11 protein-coding genes, 6 tRNA genes and 3 rRNA genes are annotated in these 18,951 nt (G+C 39.3%); 1 reads left to right on the top strand and 19 read right to left on the bottom strand.

Features of this window, described 5'->3' with window-relative positions; genetic code table 11:
• Positions 1 to 89 precede the first annotated feature (89 nt).
• Positions 90 to 2,903, top strand: a complete 2,814-nt coding sequence (locus AC3B5D_RS01090) for a YfhO family protein (RefSeq protein WP_489839939.1) — start codon at positions 90 to 92, stop codon at positions 2,901 to 2,903.
• A gap of 143 nt (positions 2,904 to 3,046) precedes the next feature.
• Here AC3B5D_RS01090 and AC3B5D_RS01085 read toward each other — a convergent pair whose 3' ends face one another.
• The 19 genes from AC3B5D_RS01085 to cdaA all read right to left on the bottom strand — a co-directional run bounded on the left by AC3B5D_RS01085 (position 3,047) and on the right by cdaA (position 18,946).
• Positions 3,047 to 3,349: a hypothetical protein gene (locus tag AC3B5D_RS01085; RefSeq protein WP_489839940.1), complete on the bottom strand. Its 303-nt coding sequence runs from the start codon at positions 3,347 to 3,349 to the stop codon at positions 3,047 to 3,049.
• Between the two features lie 205 nt (positions 3,350 to 3,554).
• Positions 3,555 to 3,638 (bottom strand) — tRNA-Leu (locus tag AC3B5D_RS01080).
• A 27-nt stretch (positions 3,639 to 3,665) separates the two neighbouring features.
• Positions 3,666 to 3,738: transfer RNA gene (locus AC3B5D_RS01075), tRNA-His, on the bottom strand.
• A 2-nt stretch (positions 3,739 to 3,740) separates the two neighbouring features.
• Positions 3,741 to 3,814, bottom strand: a tRNA-Trp gene (locus tag AC3B5D_RS01070).
• Between the two features lie 27 nt (positions 3,815 to 3,841).
• Positions 3,842 to 3,915: transfer RNA gene (locus AC3B5D_RS01065), tRNA-Asp, on the bottom strand.
• A gap of 2 nt (positions 3,916 to 3,917) precedes the next feature.
• A tRNA-Val gene (locus AC3B5D_RS01060) sits at positions 3,918 to 3,990 on the bottom strand.
• Between the two features lie 4 nt (positions 3,991 to 3,994).
• Positions 3,995 to 4,111, bottom strand: a 5S ribosomal RNA gene (rrf, locus tag AC3B5D_RS01055).
• Between the two features lie 74 nt (positions 4,112 to 4,185).
• Positions 4,186 to 7,101 (bottom strand): 23S ribosomal RNA (locus tag AC3B5D_RS01050).
• 202 nt (positions 7,102 to 7,303) lie between these two features.
• Positions 7,304 to 7,376, bottom strand: a tRNA-Ala gene (locus tag AC3B5D_RS01045).
• Between the two features lie 70 nt (positions 7,377 to 7,446).
• Positions 7,447 to 9,021 (bottom strand): 16S ribosomal RNA (locus AC3B5D_RS01040).
• Together the 16S, 23S and 5S rRNA genes with 6 tRNA genes alongside form the textbook arrangement of a ribosomal RNA operon.
• A 445-nt stretch (positions 9,022 to 9,466) precedes the next feature.
• Positions 9,467 to 11,644 carry an LTA synthase family protein gene (locus AC3B5D_RS01035; protein WP_489839941.1) on the bottom strand — a complete coding sequence of 726 codons (2,178 nt, stop codon included), beginning with the start codon at positions 11,642 to 11,644 and terminating at the stop codon, positions 9,467 to 9,469.
• A 117-nt stretch (positions 11,645 to 11,761) separates the two neighbouring features.
• A complete protein-coding gene (locus AC3B5D_RS01030; RefSeq protein ID WP_489839942.1) occupies positions 11,762 to 12,016 on the bottom strand; it encodes a DUF1797 family protein in 255 nt (84 codons plus the stop codon).
• Positions 12,017 to 12,025: 9 nt separating this feature from the next.
• The gene (locus tag AC3B5D_RS01025; RefSeq protein ID WP_489839943.1) at positions 12,026 to 13,027 is read right to left on the bottom strand and encodes a lysylphosphatidylglycerol synthase transmembrane domain-containing protein; all 1,002 of its coding nucleotides are present in this window, start codon (positions 13,025 to 13,027) and stop codon (positions 12,026 to 12,028) included.
• Positions 13,027 to 14,064 carry a glycosyltransferase family 4 protein gene (locus AC3B5D_RS01020; RefSeq protein WP_489839944.1) on the bottom strand — a complete coding sequence of 346 codons (1,038 nt, stop codon included), beginning with the start codon at positions 14,062 to 14,064 and terminating at the stop codon, positions 13,027 to 13,029. Before AC3B5D_RS01020 ends, AC3B5D_RS01025 begins: the two co-directional genes overlap by 1 nt.
• A complete protein-coding gene (locus tag AC3B5D_RS01015; RefSeq protein ID WP_489839945.1) occupies positions 14,061 to 15,308 on the bottom strand; it encodes a glycosyltransferase family 4 protein in 1,248 nt (415 codons plus the stop codon). Before AC3B5D_RS01015 ends, AC3B5D_RS01020 begins: the two co-directional genes overlap by 4 nt.
• 151 nt (positions 15,309 to 15,459) lie before the next feature.
• Positions 15,460 to 15,774, bottom strand: coding sequence for a hypothetical protein (locus AC3B5D_RS01010; protein ID WP_489839946.1), 315 nt, complete (start codon positions 15,772 to 15,774; stop codon positions 15,460 to 15,462).
• On the bottom strand, positions 15,774 to 17,132 hold the full coding sequence (glmM, locus tag AC3B5D_RS01005; protein WP_489839947.1) for a phosphoglucosamine mutase: 1,359 nt from the start codon (positions 17,130 to 17,132) through the stop codon (positions 15,774 to 15,776). The genes AC3B5D_RS01010 and glmM overlap by 1 nt, the downstream gene beginning before the upstream one ends.
• A gap of 10 nt (positions 17,133 to 17,142) precedes the next feature.
• Positions 17,143 to 18,111 carry a CdaR family protein gene (locus tag AC3B5D_RS01000; protein ID WP_489839948.1) on the bottom strand — a complete coding sequence of 323 codons (969 nt, stop codon included), beginning with the start codon at positions 18,109 to 18,111 and terminating at the stop codon, positions 17,143 to 17,145.
• A gap of 1 nt (position 18,112) precedes the next feature.
• Positions 18,113 to 18,946, bottom strand: a complete 834-nt coding sequence (gene cdaA / locus AC3B5D_RS00995) for a diadenylate cyclase CdaA (RefSeq protein WP_489839949.1) — start codon at positions 18,944 to 18,946, stop codon at positions 18,113 to 18,115.
• Between the last annotated feature and the right edge of the window lie 5 nt (positions 18,947 to 18,951).

Raw genomic sequence — 18,951 nt, 5'->3', positions numbered from 1 at the left:
TACTTTGTCTCTTATTTTTGTGTATTTTTTTCATAAGCTATTCTTGGAAATGATATAATATTTTGGATAGTCTTTTGGAGGTATCAAACATGCAATTGCATCTTAAATGGTCTTATCGATCACTTATTACCTATACAATTTATTTTTTTATTATCGCATTATTTATTTTTATGCCCTATTATTTGACTGATACTTCATTAGTTTGGCAATCTGATGGTATTGCCCAACATGTGCCAGCCTTAGTACACTGGCAAAATGATTTAAAAGATATTATTCATAACCATTATTTACCGACAAGTTGGCAATGGCAACTCGGTTTAGGGGCAGATTATTATCAAACTTTTTCCTACTATACGCTAGGTGATATTTTTAGCTATGGCGTTGCCTTTATTTCTAAATCACATCTATTAAACTATTACAACTTCATGATTATTGTCAGGTTATATCTTGCTGGTGTGGCCTTCTTAGTAGCTGCCCATCATTGGTTCAAAAAAAGACCTATTTGGCAGTATCAATTAGCCGCTTTTAGTTATGTGTTCTCTGGTTATACAGCCTTTGCCGTTTTTGAACATCCCTTTTTCATTAATCCATTAATCATTTTCCCATTGCTTATTTTAGCAATGGATTATGCACTATCAAAACAAAATTATATTTTCTTAATTGTCATGATTTTTTGGACACTTTGGAACAATTTTTATTTCGCATTTATGATGGTCATTGGCTTAGGGATATTCTGGGTCGGCTATCAATTTTATCATCATACATGGACGAAGTGGACAACACATTTTAAGGTATTACTCGCTAGCATAATCGGTAGTTTACTAGCAAGTCCATTGTTCATTCCTAGTGTGAATGCAGTCTTTAGTTCTGCACGTTCAAATAATGAACTGGCTAATGGTCTCACCCTTTATCCCTTATACTATTATTTTGCGTTACCGGGAAATTTAATTGCTAACCTGACAACACCATCATTTTGGTTAACTGGTGGTTTTAGCGCACTAAGTATCATGGCAATTATTTTTAGTTTACGTCGTTGGCATCAATATCGTTATTTTAATTATCTATGGCTTATTTGTTCAATAGGTGTCTGTCTACCAGCTTTTGCTGCTATTTTAAATGGTGGTTCTTCACCTTCTAATCGCTGGTTATTCCTAATTTTATTACCAGCAAGCTTTATATTGTTGCAAATGCTTAATGATTTAGCCAATCTTTCAAAGCGTGACTATCTCTACTTTTTCATTGTTGGTTTAATTGCTAGTTTTTCATTACTTATTATTAGTAATTTTAATTTAAATAATCGCTATGGCGTCATGATTGCTATTTATTTTGTGACGATCATTGTTTTATGGTTAACCCAGTCAACACCACATTTTAAACCAATTTGGTTAGTTGTACTCGTTCTGTCAAATGTTTTCTTGTTAACTATTCGTAATCACACAAATAATACTAATCCAGATACGACTGATTCACTGTCTAATCAAGTTGTTCAAACACTAATCAAACAACAACATCAATATTTAAAACCACAAACAAAAGCGCTCACAAGAGCTTATGTTGACAATCAATTAAATAATGCAACCGGTATTGCACCGGCAACCAACTTACCTATTATTGGACCGTTGAATAATATCGAAAGTTATTGGTCCTTGCAAAATGGTGCTGTAGGTTCCGGACTCGCAAAACTTGCGATTAATACTGCCAATCCTAATGATATTACTGGTAATCTTGACTCTCGTGATGTTCTTAGTAATGTATTGGGCGTTTCGGATCGCTATGAGAATCCAAATTCTCTGACCCCTTATTCATATCAGGTCGTGGCAAATCAAGTTGTTAATGGTCAATCACTTGTACATTCTAAAAATGCTTACCCATTATTATATTTTCCAAAGTATAAAATCAGTCAAACTGACTATGATAAGCTATCACCAACAACTAAGGAGGCTAGTTTAGCAGACAGTATTGTCGTCAAGAATAGTCGCACCAAACAACATTCACGATTTGCAAAATCAGTTAAAACAGCACCAATTCGGACAAATCTAACTAAGTCACCGACTAAAAAATTACATATGACTTATAAAACGAATTCCGATTGGTTACCAGCTGGTTTTTATCTCAGTCCTTCTAAAGATTTAGCTGGTACTGAGCTACATTTGGAACTTTCTAACATTCATTTCCATCCGTATAATATCAAACAACAACAACAGATTGCTTTAACAAAATACCGTTATGATCATCAACAAAATGGTCAAAATGAACAAAACCTTATTGATCGTCGCTATAATGAGAAAGCTTTTACGTGGAATTGGTATAAGCATCACTTTAGTAGTATTGGCAAAGAAATAACGGGTTATACGTTAACTGCAACTTATAATAATATAACGAATACATTCACTCAAACAGGGCAATCAAACTTATCATTTTATAATCCACAAAAGCAAGTAACGCTCAATCTTGGACAAGCAAGTGATACAACGAAAGAAACATTCATCCCATTAACATTTAGCAAGGTTGGTGAATATAGTTTTGATGTACAAGTTAAGGCTATCCCTACTGATTATCGATTCAATAAAGTGGCTAAAACAATCCAAAAAACTGCACCTAAATACACATTAACAAATAATCAATTATCAACAACAATTAAAGTGAAAAAGGCAAGTATATTAGCAACAACCATTCCATATAGTAAAGGTTGGACTGCAGTTGATCATTCATCTCGATTAGTGGCATTAGGTACAGGTTTTATTGGTATACCTTTAAAAACTGGCACGAATCACATTGTCCTGCGCTATCAAACACCAGGTCATCAAATTGCGAAATACGGCTTTCTAATTGGTACCGTTCTGTTAGTCATCATCTTATGTCAACGCTTGATTAAATTCATTTATAATCATAAAACTGACTGAGCGATTAGTGTGTTATATCTGAAAAGGGGACGTTAATCTACCTCATCATTTGGTAGATTGACGTCCCCTTTTTACATGTTAAAATACTGCAATATAATTATGTCAACAAAATAAATGTTGTTTAATACTTTTCTTATTTATTATCAAAATTTATCAGCAGAAAACCATTCAGCAATAGTTAGCCACTGATTCGTCTCTTTACTTTTAATTTTGTACGCCGTGATGTCATATAGCGTTTTGCGATCACCATCTAAAGGTGACCAATAAGTTTCATCAGCTCGACGAATAACATCCCAATGAAAATAATTCTTTTCCTCATTATTTTCATCACGTACTAAAAATCCATCCGATAAAGAAATATTTTTTTCACCAACTTGAGGACCAGCTACACTAAAATCTACCATTAACTGTTGATGCGTCTCACTAGTGATTGGTTTATTTGTCATTTATTCTGTTCCTTTCTAAAAAAAATATATTCTAATTAATTATAACTAATCTAACATATGTCAAAAATAAATTAATCATCAATGCTATCTTTAAAAATTCGTTTGTTTTAATACTTCACTTGATTTCCTTATATTAGTAACAACGGTTCTTTATAAAACAAAAATCCCTAAGAGCCTATAAAAAGACTATCAGGGACCATACTAATGCCGTCGATGGGGGTCGAACCCATACTCCCTTGCGGGAACTGGATTTTGAGTCCAGCGCGTCTGCCAATTCCGCCACAACGGCATCATATTAAATACTACATCATTAAAGGGCGGTAGATGGGGATCGAACCCACGCGTGCCGGAACCACAAACCGGTGTGTTAACCACTTCACCACTACCGCCATGGCAGGGGTAGAGGGAATCGAACCCCCGCCGACGGTTTTGGAGACCGTTGTTCTACCGCTAAACTATACCCCTATGATATGATGTAATACTTAATTGAAACGGTCACAACGGGACTCGAACCCGTGATCTTTCGCGTGACAGGCGAACGTCATAACCAGCTAGACCATGCGACCAATGGACGTTACAGGGTTCGAACCTGTGACCCCCTGCTTGTAAGGCAGGTGCTCTCCCAGCTGAGCTAAACGTCCATATGCATCGCAATGTCCTATCCTCGCAGGAGGCGATCCTCCAACTACTTTCGGCGTAACTGAGCTTAACTACTGTGTTCGGTATGGGAACAGGTGTGACCTCAGTGCCATCATCACGACACGTTTCTAATTGAGTGAACTTAGTTCCCTCAAAACTGAATCATAATTGCTTTTTTGCCTTACACCACTTGCTACTTGGTTAAGTCCTCGAACCATTAGTACTAGTCCGCTCCATGCGTCACCGCACGTCCACTTCTAGCCTATCTACCTCATCATCTTTGAGGGGTCTTACTTCATTACTGAATGGGAAATCTCATCTCGAGGCGAGTTTCACACTTAGATGCTTTCAGCGTTTATCTCATCCGTACATAGCTACTCAGCGGTGCTCCTGGCGGAACAACTGATACACCAGTGGTACGTCCACCCCGGTCCTCTCGTACTAAGGGCAGCTCCTCTCAAATTTCCTACGCCCGCGACGGATAGGGACCGAACTGTCTCACGACGTTCTGAACCCAGCTCGCGTACCGCTTTAATGGGCGAACAGCCCAACCCTTGGGACCGACTACAGCCCCAGGATGCGATGAGCCGACATCGAGGTGCCAAACCTCCCCGTCGATGTGGACTCTTGGGGGAGATAAGCCTGTTATCCCCAGGGTAGCTTTTGTCCGTTGAGCGATGGCCCTTCCATGCGGAACCACCGGATCACTAAGCCCTACTTTCGTACCTGCTCGACTGGTAAGTCTCACAGTCAAGCTCCCTTGTGCCTTTACACTCTGCGAATGATTTCCAACCATTCTGAGGGAACCTTTGGGCGCCTCCGTTACCTTTTAGGAGGCGACCGCCCCAGTCAAACTGCCTGCCAGACACTGTCTTCCACCACGCTTAGTGGTGTGAGTTAGAGTGTTCATACAACGAGGGTAGTATCCCACGTTTGCCTCCATCGAAACTAGCGTCCCGATTTCTACGGCTCCTACCTATGCTGTACAAGCTGCACAAACACTCAATATCAAGCTACAGTAAAGCTCCATGGGGTCTTTCCGTCCTGTCGCGGGTAACCCGCATCTTCACGGGTCTTTAAATTTCACCGAGTCTCTCGTTGAGACAGCGCCCAGATCGTTACGCCTTTCGTGCGGGTCGGAACTTACCCGACAAGGAATTTCGCTACCTTAGGACCGTTATAGTTACGGCCGCCGTTTACTGGGGCTTCAATTCGTACCTTCGCCGAAGCTAAGCACTCCTTTTAACCTTCCAGCACCGGGCAGGCGTCAGCCCCTATACGTCATCTTACGATTTTGCAGAAACCTGTGTTTTTGATAAACAGTCGCCTGGGCCTATTCACTGCGGCTCAGCTTGCGCTGAGCACCCCTTCTCCCGAAGTTACGGGGTCATTTTGCCGAGTTCCTTAACGAGAGTTCACTCGCTCACCTTAGGATGCTCTCCTCGACTACCTGTGTCGGTTTGCGGTACGGGCAGGTAAACACTAACTAGAAGCTTTTCTCGGCAGCGTGACATCACAGACTTCCCTACTTGATTTCGGTCCTCATCACAACTTGTCCTTATGACAGCAAGCATTTGACTCACTCTCAGACTCATTGCTTGACCCAGCTTTTCCAACTGCTGGGTTCTGTTAGCCTTCTGCGTCCCTCCATTGTTCAAACATGTTCACCTGGTACAGGAATCTCAACCTGTTAGCCATCGACTACGCCTTTCGGCCTCACCTTAGGTCCCGACTAACCCTGGGAGGACGAGCCTTCCCCAGGAAACCTTAGTCATACGGTGGACAGGATTCTCACCTGTCTTTCGCTACTCATACCGGCATTCTCACTTCTAAGCGCTCCACCAGTCCTCACGGTCTGACTTCATCGCCCTTAGAACGCTCTCCTATCGCGCCACTAATGTGGCACCCGTAGTTTCGGTGGTGTGTTTAGCCCCGGTACATTTTCGGCGCAGAATCACTCGACTAGTGAGCTATTACGCACTCTTTAAATGGTGGCTGCTTCTGAGCCAACATCCTAGTTGTCTATGCAACTTCACATCCTTTTCCACTTAACACACACTTAGGGACCTTAACTGACGATCTGGGCTGTTCCCCTTTCGACAATGGATCTTATCACTCACTGTCTGACTCCCGGACATACGTGATTGGCATTCGGAGTTTATCTTAATTTAGTAACCCGAGATGGGCCCCGCACCAAAACAGTGCTCTACCTCCAACACGCTATCTTCCGAGGCTAGCCCTAAAGCTATTTCGGAGAGAACCAGCTATCTCCAAGTTCGATTGGAATTTCACCGCTACCCACACCTCATCCCAACATTTTTCAACATGTACGGGTTCGGGCCTCCAGTGCGTTTTACCGCACCTTCACCCTGGACATGGGTAGGTCACCTGGTTTCGGGTCTACAACAACATACTCGAACGCCCATTTCAGACTCGCTTTCGCTACGGCTCCGGTCTTTCCACCTTAACCTTGCATGTTATCGTAACTCGCCGGTTCATTCTACAAAAGGCACGCTATCACCCATTAACGGGCTCTAACTTGTTGTAGGCACATGGTTTCAGGAACTTTTTCACTCCCCTTCCAGGGTGCTTTTCACCTTTCCCTCACGGTACTGGTTCACTATCGGTCACTAGGGAGTATTTAGCCTTACGAGATGGTCCTCGCAGTTTCCGACCGGATTTCACGTGTCCGGCCGTACTCAGGATCCTACACGGGAGTTTGCTTACTTTCGCATACGGGGCTATCACCCTGTTTCGCTCAGCTTCCCAGCTGCTTCTGCTAATAAACAAATTTGTAACTCCACAACGGTAGTCCTACAACCCCAGTGTGCAAGCACACTGGTTTGGGCTCCTCCGCGTTCGCTCGCCGCTACTGACGGAATCGATTTTTCTTTCTTCTCCTGTTGCTAATGAGATGTTTCAGTTCACAACGTCTACCTTCGTTCAACTATGTATTCATTGAACGATAACTTGCATCACAAGTTGGGTTCCCCCATTCGGAAATCCCCGGATCATAGCTTACTTACAGCTCCCCGAGGCATATCGGTGTTAGTCCCGTCCTTCATCGGCTCCTAGTGCCAAGGCATTCACCATGCGCCCTTAATAACTTAACCGATCAACTCTCGTTGATGATTTCGTTTGAGTATTGTGACTCAATGGTCACAAGCGATTTTAAACTGATTTAAAAAACTCAAAAAATTACGCGGTGTATTTTTTCGGCTCAATTTAATTGATTAATATCAATTGAAATGAATTTAAAAATTTACAATTATGATTCAGTTTTCAAAGAACTAATAAGCAACCGTTTGGTTGCGATGGAGAATATCGGGATCGAACCGATGACCTCCTGCTTGCAAAGCAGGCGCTCTCCCAGCTGAGCTAATTCCCCATATTTGAATGTTAACCACTCAAAACTAAATATCGTTTCGTTGACTGTGTAGGTTTCCGATTTTCCTTAGAAAGGAGGTGATCCAGCCGCAGGTTCTCCTACGGCTACCTTGTTACGACTTCACCCTAATCATCTGTCCCACCTTAGACGGCTGGCTCCTAAAAGGTTACCCCACCGGCTTTGGGTGTTACAAACTCTCATGGTGTGACGGGCGGTGTGTACAAGACCCGGGAACGTATTCACCGCGGCGTGCTGATCCGCGATTACTAGCGATTCCGACTTCATGTAGGCGAGTTGCAGCCTACAATCCGAACTGAGACATACTTTAAGAGATTAGCGCACCCTCGCGGGTTGGCGACTCGTTGTATATGCCATTGTAGCACGTGTGTAGCCCAGGTCATAAGGGGCATGATGATTTGACGTCATCCCCACCTTCCTCCGGTTTGTCACCGGCAGTCTCACTAGAGTGCCCAACTGAATGCTGGCAACTAATAATAAGGGTTGCGCTCGTTGCGGGACTTAACCCAACATCTCACGACACGAGCTGACGACAACCATGCACCACCTGTCACCTTGTCCCCGAAGGGAACGTCCTATTTCTAGGATTAGCAAGGGATGTCAAGACCTGGTAAGGTTCTTCGCGTTGCTTCGAATTAAACCACATGCTCCACCGCTTGTGCGGGTCCCCGTCAATTCCTTTGAGTTTCAACCTTGCGGTCGTACTCCCCAGGCGGAGTGCTTAATGCGTTAGCTGCGACACTCAAGGGCGGAAACCCTCGAACATCTAGCACTCATCGTTTACGGTGTGGACTACCAGGGTATCTAATCCTGTTTGCTACCCACACTTTCGAGCCTCAACGTCAGTTACAGTCCAGAAAGCCGCCTTCGCCACTGGTGTTCTTCCATATATCTACGCATTTCACCGCTACACATGGAGTTCCACTTTCCTCTACTGCACTCAAGTCATCCAGTTTCCAAAGCCATTCCTCAGTTGAGCTGAGGGCTTTCACTTCAGACTTAAATAACCGTCTGCGCTCGCTTTACGCCCAATAAATCCGGATAACGCTTGGAACATACGTATTACCGCGGCTGCTGGCACGTATTTAGCCGTTCCTTTCTGGTAAGATACCGTCACACACTGAACAGTTACTCTCAGTGCCGTTCTTCTCTTATAACAGTGTTTTACGAGCCGAAACCCTTCATCACACACGCGGCGTTGCTCCATCAGGCTTGCGCCCATTGTGGAAGATTCCCTACTGCTGCCTCCCGTAGGAGTATGGGCCGTGTCTCAGTCCCATTGTGGCCGATCAGTCTCTCAACTCGGCTATGCATCATGGCCTTGGTAAGCCTTTACCTTACCAACTAGCTAATGCACCGCGGGTCCATCTCTTAGTGATAGCAGAACCATCTTTCAACCAACAACCATGCGGTTGTTGGTATTATACGGTATTAGCACTTGTTTCCAAATGTTATCCCCTGCTAAGAGGTAGGTTACCCACGTGTTACTCACCCGTTCGCCACTCTTTGTCAGATAAAATCAAATCTGAGCAAGCTCGTCATTTCATTTAAAGACAAAGCGTTCGACTTGCATGTATTAGGCACGCCGCCAGCGTTCATCCTGAGCCAGGATCAAACTCTCATTTTAAAAGCTTGAGTATAACTCATTGTTTTTTGTTGTTTAACAGAAGTTAAACGAATTTATTAGCGAATTGACTTCGCAAATGTTTTTGTATCAAGCAAATTGCTTGATGACCCTACACATTTGTTTCATCGAAACGATATTCAGTTTTCAATGATCAACATTTTGCTGCCACGTCGACAACTTAATTAATTATACAGATATTAACTTAAAAAGTCAACATTTTTTTACACGCCATACTACTCTGTGAGTACATTTATGACCGCTCATATAATATACCTTAGAAATGAACGTTCGTCAACGGCAACTTTTATTTTTATTTTCACGAACAATCCAAGAATTCTCTGATTATATGCAAAACATTTATTTAATAAATAAAGAGCTCGTAATCAGTTTACTAACAAACTGATTACGAACTCTTAAATGTGTTTCAAAGGATCAATCCCTTTATTTATTGATTTTCACTAGAAGAATTACTTTCACTACTACTCTTATTATCATCCGAATTGTCGCCAGATGAAGTTGCTTCTTGAATAGTCTGTGGTGTACCACCTAATTCTGGTGCATCTGTAATATAATCTTTCAAAGTTGATTGATTATTATGCTTAGCCTTAACAGAAGTATTTTCCTTTTTATTCATCTTCTTTAACAATTGTAAGCCATTTGCTTTTTGATAAGAATAATCTTTCTTATTGACCTTTTTAAAGCCTTCAGGTGTGTAAAAACGTAGTAGATCACCTGTTTGAACATCATCAGAATATGTCAACATCTTATCAACGTATTTCTGAGTGTCATCAATAATTTCTTTCGCACGTGGATCTTCTTTCGGATTAATCTTTGTACCCGTAGTTGTGACATAATAATTACCACCGTACTTCATATATTCTGCCGATACCCAGTCACCATTTCTAAATGGTACAATCTGGCGACGATTGGTACCAAGCAAGTCTTGACCAAATTGAATATTATTTTGTGTTGACACACCTAATAGATGAAGCAATGTTGGCATCACATCAATTTCACCACCATAAGTATGATTAATACCACCTGTTAAACCAGGCGCATGAATCATAAATGGTACCTTTTGCCAATTAGCCAAATCATAATTCGAAATACTGCTCTTACCAGTTAACTTGGCAATAGCTGCCTTGTGGTTTTCAGAAATGCCATAATGATCACCATACAGTACAATCATTGAATTATCATATAATCCTGACTTCTTCAACCAACTCAAGAATTCACCAAATGATTGATCTAAGTAACGTGCTGTTTGTACATAACCGTCAACCGTTTTGTCATTTGTCTTCGTTTTGGCAATCGACGCATTTTGACTATCTAAATCATAAGGATAGTGATTCGTGACTGTAATAATTTTCGAATAAAATGGCTGTGGTAATTGTTCCAAATACTTTGCCGAATCTTTCAAGAAAATTTTATCCTTCATACCATATCCTATATTATAGTCAGCATTGTTTGCGTTCTTATAATATGGTTTGCTAAAGAAATAATCATATCCCCAAGATTTATAAGTATTATCACGATTCCAAAATGAGGCGACATCTCCATGAAAGGCTGCTGTCGTATAACCTTGCTGATCTAGGATAGCTGGTACAGCTTGATAAGTATTAGAAGTCCCATAATTCACCATTGCTGACCCTGAAGCTGTCCCAAACAAACCAGTTTCCAACATCATCTCAGCATCAGCTGTTTTTCCTTGACCAACTTGATTATAAAAATTATCAAATGATAATGTATTTTGATCATGGTAGAACTTATTTAAATTAGGTGTGACTTCCACACCATTTGACTTGTAATCGATTAGAAATTGTTGAAATGATTCCAAATGGAAAACAATCACATTCTTTCCTTTTTCCTTACCAAAATAAGTTGCATTTTGTAAAGTCTGATTACCCTTTAAATAATTTTTAATTTTATTCAAATCATCTGCTTTGGCGTCTTTCTTTATATCTGCCGTTTGCTTTGTTTTAAAAATATTATAAGCAGCGTACTCGTTTAATCCCAAATATTTAACGATATAGTTATTATCAAAAGTTCTTGTTAACAAACCCGATCTATCTTTACTTGATAGACCATAACCTACCAACATCAAAACAACACCGAATAGGGTTGTTAATGCAGCAAAACGTTTCTGAACAACGACTTTATCATACTTAATTCGTTTAAATACCAAAAGTAAAACCAAGATGATGATATCGAGAAATACTAAAAAGTCGGCTGGACTAATGATACCAGCAATGGATTTTCCCAAATTATTATCAACCGAGCCACCTGAATTAATAATATTCAGTGACAAAAAATCTGAAAACTCACGATAGTACAGCATATTTGCAAATAGCCAAAGTGATTGAATCAGATTAATCAAAACCATTAACCAATAAGCAACTCTTCCTCTAAAGTAAAGTGCAATACTGAGTAAAATAATCGCAGTTGGTAATGGATTAATTACTAAGATGAATTCTTGCAGCGTTCCTTTAACACCTAAAGAAAAGCTCGTCTGATAAGCCCAGTATGTTTTCAACCATACTAAAAATACAGACAACAAGAAGAAACCAACGGTATCGTTGAAATCCGGCCATTTTTTCTTAATGGCTAATAAAACTCGTTGCATTTTATTTTCTCCAAATATTATTTGACTAAATTTAGCCATTAATTTAAAAACTTCGTACACAAATTATTCATCAAACAAATATCTTATGAAATTCACCATAAATATTCCTTATATTTACTAAAATGATTCTTTAAACTCTACTAATGTTTCATAGATGTCGATTGCAAGTAAATCAACATCATCAAACGCAAAACGTCTATGCTCTTTTTGATTTATTTCTAATGCAAATATTCCTGATGCTGCATCATAAAACACTGTTATAACTGGTACACCAAAGACACTAAAATCGCGTTGCTGTATTGTTGCCCGGGTGTCTTTCACCATCGCATTAATACGTCGGACAATTTTACTTAAATCATTTTCCATCAACATTCGTCACCCTCATTGCTTTGGTTTCATATTAAACGCAACAATCCCGGCAAACATTCCGAGGTAGTAAGTAATAATTCGCCATAATGCCATTGCACAAATCAACAATGATGCACTCGGTAGAAACTCCGAGAAAAGCATTGAAAAGCCAATTTCAGCACCACCCGTACCACCTGGTATTGGAAATAATGAAATAACCATGACAATTAAAACATGTAGTGACATGACAAGAATAACATTAATATGTGATGCCCCTAGCGCTAATAAAATAAAATAGGGAATTAAGTAAAATACCATCAATTGGATCAACGTTAAAATAACTGCCCGTATTAAAACACTCCAATCATGACTCATACGGATGCTTTCTGCATGAAAATTACGTATTTTCTCATCCACAGTTTGCTGCCATGCAGCAGCTTTCGTTGGTTTAATCCATTTAATTGGCTTAAAAACTATTTTTACAAGAACTTTCGTTAACCCTGGCCAATACATTATTAATAATAACGCAATAATAACAATAAAATGAATTAAAAAGCCTAAAACAACAAATAAGGACCACGCTTTCAATTTATCAGCAATAAAATGGTAGCCCACAATCATTGCAATAAAAAAATTCACAACAATCATCGCTTGATAGACAACAAATTTCATCAACAATATTGATCCTGCTCTACCAGGGTCAACCCCTGCTTGGACTAAAGTAATCAGTTGCATTGGTTGCCCACCAGCTGAAAATGGCGTAATACCATTACCAAATTGTTCAACTAATGGTACCCGAATGGCATCGGACCAAGCTAATTTTTCATGTGAATCATCTACAAAGACTTTGACAACAATCGCTTCAACTAATAAATAAACAACCATGGCCAATAAAGCAACCAATAACCACCACCAATTAGCTTTTCGTAAATCATGTGTTAGTTGGACCACACCAACATTACGAAATGACCAGTAGAATATGGCTCCACCAGCTAGCATCATCAAAACAAATACAATACCATTTCGCCGCGTCATTAATGTACCTCATTGTCTGTGTCATCGACTTGACTTGTGTAATATTGCTCCCAAATTTTAGCAACTCTTGTGGCAGAATAATAATTTGATGCTGCTAAAGATTGCTCTGCCACCTGATTTTTCAAATTCGGATCTGTGAACAATTTATCTAATTGCTTCTGCATTTCCGATCGATCACCTGCTGGTAAATAGTACCCATCGATAATCGCCCGATATAAGTCCAAATCTCGTAATACTGTAGGTGTTCCTGTACTAAACGCTTCCAATGCTGACATTGGAAATAATTCTGTATAACTTGGCAACAAAAAAACATCTGCTGCATTATAGTAATCATTCATTAATTGACGATCAACAATGCCTGGAAAAATCAGATTTTTAGGAGGATTATCAACAACTTTTTTTAACTGATCATAACCTGCCGTAATCGCACCAAATGAAAAACCGCCCACCCAGACAAACAACCATTGCGGATTATCTTTAGCAAGCTGAATAAAATCAAGTACGCCCTTACGAACCTGAACTTGACCAACACCCAAAATAATAAATGAATTTTCTGGTAATGATAATTTTTGTCGAATATGTTTGCTTTGTTCAGCTGGCATTGGATAAAATTCTTCTTTTGATACGAAGTTCGGAATAAAAGTTATCTTTTCTCGCTTAACACCCAACGCAACTAACTTATCGATAAACACAGGATTAACGACAACAATCTGATCCATACGCTTATAAAATAACATCACGTACCAGTAAAAAATTTTTTTAATCGGTTGCCATAAGTTAATTGAATCCTCTAATGTTTCAGGTAAAAAGTGTACATAACCCACTTTTTTACCTCGACCAGGCAAAAAAGTATTCAGAAAAAAGCTGAAATTAATCGTATGATAATGACTAATATCTGTTTTAGCTAAACTATTAAATTTTAACGCAAATTTATCAGGAAATTTTTCAGTCAATAAATTAACTAATTCCCGATAAGCTGAACCAACCCCTTGTCCTGGTACCGTCTCAGCTGCAGAGAACATTGTAATTCGAATCATTTTTCGTCTTTATGGACCGGGTTTCTAGATAGAAACGACTTTGCATATTCAAAATCAATACTATCCGCCTCTTCCATATCCTCCTCTTCATGATACACAACCAGTGCTTCAGAGTAGAAATCTAACACTCGTTGACCAAAAGTGACTTCATCTATATTATGAAGCACTTGTTTTCTAACACTTGGATCACCAATGATTTGCCCCGCTTTTTTAGCACGCAAGTATCTTACTAAGGGTGCTAGTAAATCATAATTCTCATCAGCTAATGCCCCAATATTACTATCGATAACCACTGTTTCTAGATACGGGCTACGCATAGCAACCACTGGTGTATCAGCGGTCATTGCTTCAATAAATGTTAATCCTTGAGTTTCAGAAATTGATGCAGATAAGAAAACATCTGCTAATTTATAATAACCATAAACTTCTTGATGCTCTACCTCACCAGTAAAAATAACATGATCTGCAATTTCAAGTGAACGCACATGATCCTTTAATGCTGACATTGCTGGCCCATCCCCAACAATCAAAAACATGGCATCAGGCACTTCTAGTAGCACCTCCGCAAAAATAGATAATGCTGTATCGATATTTTTTTCAAAGGCCACTCGTCCGAGAGATAAAACAACTGGCGTTTCTGACTTTAGTCCTAATTTTTCTCTTAATTGTGCACTTGTATCTTCATCTGCTTGGTGTTTTACATTAACCCCAGTTGGAATAATTTCAATTGGTGCAGAAACCTTATATTTGTTTAATGTATCATAAGTTTGCTTTGAAGGTGCAATCACCCCTGTCATCCCAGACATATAACTACGAGCAATAACTGCAACACTTGCCGGACGAATAATTTTACCATTAGCAACATAATGCAAATAATCCTCATAATTTGTATGGAAAGTATGGACAACGGGAATTTTCAATTGCCTAGCAACTAGTTTACCCATCAATCCCAATGAAAACTCCGTTTGTGTGTGGACAATATCTAACTCTAATTTTTTTGCTAATTGTATGGCCTGGATTGCACCACGATATGATAAACGTCGATCCTTAAAACCAATAAATGGAAAACTTGGAAAACGATAGACATCTGGTTCCAAAACTTCTTTGGGGACATTTGGATCAGTTGAAGTAAAAATATATACACGGTGGCCATGTGCAATGAGTTGTTGCCGTAACGTTTGAATTGACGAAACAACTCCTGACACTTGTGGCGCATATGTGTCTGTAAATAATCCAATATTCATAACTGACAGACCTTTCACAAAATTACTTATTACTAATAATACCAAATTTCCATTTATAACGGGTAAAAAGCATTAAAAAAGAGTCAGAAAATACTGTTCTACAACTTGCATTAGTCAAGTGGTAACAATGTTTCTGACTCTTTCATTAAAGTTAACTAACTTTATTTTCTGCTAAAATTTTTTCAACAACTTCATCCATTTCTGGTGTTCGCTGCCATTCAACATATTCTGAAATGGCAATTTTTGCTGGTATATCAAAATGTTCATTCACAAAATTTTCATACCGCATCACATTTTTTGAATGCGGAATATTAATCTTTAAAATACGAACCTTCTTTATCATCCCCTCTTCAACAGCATACTCCGCTTGTCCGTTATGCAATAAATTACCAATTTCTTTATACACTGAACCATCATTACGTGTAATTTCCTCAATAATATCTAACGTTTGAAAATCTGCTGACATTAATCAACACCAACCTCTTGTTCAACAATCGTCACAATACGACCAACATAGTCATCAACAGCTGTTTGCGTTGGTGCTTCAGCCATCACGCGCAATAAATCTTGTGTACCAGAAGGTCGTACTAAAACACGTCCTTCATCGCCCATTTCAACTTCAACATCAGCAATAATCTGTTTAATTGCTGGATTTGATAATGCTGCTTTCTTATCTTGTACCTTAACATTAACTAACTTTTGTGGATAAATCGTCATTTCAGATGCTAACTCCGATAAAGGCTTACCTGTATCTTGCATCACATGCAATAATTGTAAGGCAGTTAACATCCCATCACCTGTTGTTGCCCAATCAAGAAAGACCACATGGCCTGATTGTTCACCACCAAGGTTATAACCTGATTTCAACATTTCTTCAACAACATAACGATCGCCAACTGCCGTTTTAACGGAATTTAACCCATTTGCTGACATGGCTTTATACATACCAATATTTGACATAACAGTCGTCACGATCGTATCTTGCTTTAAGCGACCATGTGATGACATATATTTACCTACGATAAACATAATTTGATCACCATCAACAATTTGACCTTTTTCATCAACTGCAATCAAACGATCACCATCACCGTCAAATGCCAAACCAACTTGTGCCTCATTTTCAACAACAAACTCGGCCAATGCTTCTGGATGAGTTGAACCAACATTTTGGTTAATATTAACACCATTTGGTGATGTACCCATTGTCACAAAATCAGCGCCCATATCCGCAAACAAATTAGCAACCAAACCAGAAGTTGCACCATTTGCAGCATCTATCGCTAGTTTCATACCGTCTAAACTACTTGGAATTGTTGTCTGTAAATATTCCAGATACTTAGCCGTGCCTTCCTTAAAATCAGAAACTGAACCAAGTCCTTCAGCTGCTGGTCGTGGTAATGTATCTTCTGGCGCATCAAGTAACGCTTCAATCTCAGCTTCTAATTCATCTGATAATTTCATACCATCTGATCCAAAAAATTTAATACCATTATCTTCAGCTGGATTATGTGATGCCGTAATTTGGGCACCAGCATCTGCCTTTTGCGCTCGAACAAGATAGGCAACGCCTGGTGTTGAAATAACATCCAAACGTTGAATTTCAATGCCAACAGACAATAATCCTGAAATTAATGCATGCTCCAGCAATGGTCCAGACATACGCGTATCACGTCCAACTAAAACACGTGGTCGATGATCATCTGCATGCCGTGTTAACACTGCACCACCCATTCGACCTAAACGAAACGCCAATTCAGGTGTTAATTCCTTATTGGCAATGCCTCGCACGCCATCAGTTCCAAAATAATGTAATTCAACCATATCTTTAATTCTACTCCTTAGGTGTTATAACCACCGATACTGTCTTAGGATCAACGCTCTCAGCACCATTTGGTACGCTAATTGTAACACTTTGTTCTGTCGCTGTCGTAATACCTGATAAATCAACAACAGCTTGCACATTCTTCAATTTATTTAGTACGTCAATATTACCTTGCACTGCAACTTCATTGACTGAACCGGATAATGTAAACTCAGATGCATTACCATTTTTTGTTTTTAAATCTAATGGTACCTGACGTGTGCCATTACCTTTTTTAACTGGTATTTTTACTGTTGTATCTTGTGGCGATACTGCAACATCAACTGGATTACCATTAACATCAACAGCCTGTAAGGTCACCTTTTGTCGTGTTGTTTTCTTAGTATCCCGCTTTAATTGAACATTTGCAACAACACTATCAACCGCATTAATTGATGACTGGCGACCCATAATTTGAACATTGTTGACTGAACTCGTAACCGTACCAACCGTGTACCCATCCGCAATCGCTGCTTTATTATACTTTGTCTTAACAGAATAAGATGATGTACTCCGCTTATACATTGTTAACGTCACTTTGGGCTTTTTTAGATTGTAAGTTAGATCTTTATTAAGACCTGTTACTTTCAAACTAACCGTATGCGTACCATCTGATAAATTTTTTAAATTAGCCGATACTTGAAAATTCTTTGTATTTTTTGCTGCTGTTACCAGTGCCGCCGGTCCACTGACTGTAATAGCAACATTTTCTGGTGCACCACTAATGTAGTAATCGTCTGTATTGATCCCTGAAAATTGGATGGGTACACTAATCGTTTCTGTTTTGGCAGAGGTTATTTTACCAATTGTTGTTAAGCCATTACCATTATTTGCGCGATGATTAGAGGTTGTTGTTTGTGCGTCAGTATATGCAGACATAAAAATAGCAACGATCAATGTCAATAAACCATAAACAATTTTATCAGTATGTCGTTTCATATTACTTATCACCTCTCTTCAAGGTCGATCGTAATTGAGACCACCAAGATTGATTAGTCACATCATCTGATGTTACTAACTGACGTGTCAGATATTTTAAATAATCTTCCCGCGATAATGATTGCATTAATTCTGAATTTCTTGTAATTGACACGGCACCAGTTTCTTCAGAAACAACAATAGTCAACGCATCCGTTACTTCTGAAATACCTACGGATGCACGATGTCGTGTGCCTAACTCCTTTGGAATCGTTGCGCTATCAGATAACGGTAAATAAGCAGCAGCTGTTGCTAAACGATTATCTTTCAAAATGACTGCACCATCATGTAAAGGCGTATTTGGAATAAACGTGTTAATTAATAATTGACTAGAAATTTCTGCATCGATTGGAATACCTGTTTCAATATACTCCTCCAACCCTGTTTCCATTTCGATCGAAATAAGAGCGCCTATACGCCGCTTGGACATATATTGAATTGCATCATCTAGCTCATTAACCAATCTTTTTTCTGATTGGTAAGCTTGTTTTTGCCTAAAAATACCTGAACGACCAAGGTGTTCTAGTCCACGACGAATTTCAGGTTGAAACACGATAACTAGGGCAATGACACCCCAATTGATAATTTGGTCAGTTAGCCACGAAATCGTTGCTAAACCAAAATACCAACTCACAACTTTCACCACAATAACAATGCCAACGCCTCGAAGTAAAGTAACTGCCTTCGTGCCTCGAATGAGCATCATTAATCGATAAAGCACCCACCAAACAATGAGAACATCAATGATACGTACAATACTTATATTCTTTAATAGTGTATCAATATCAAAATTCATACTAG

Source organism: Weissella sp. ESL1177 (genome assembly GCF_058107185.1).
The sequence above is the reverse complement of the archived record's forward strand: the minus strand, read 5'-3'. Positions and strand labels throughout refer to the sequence as shown.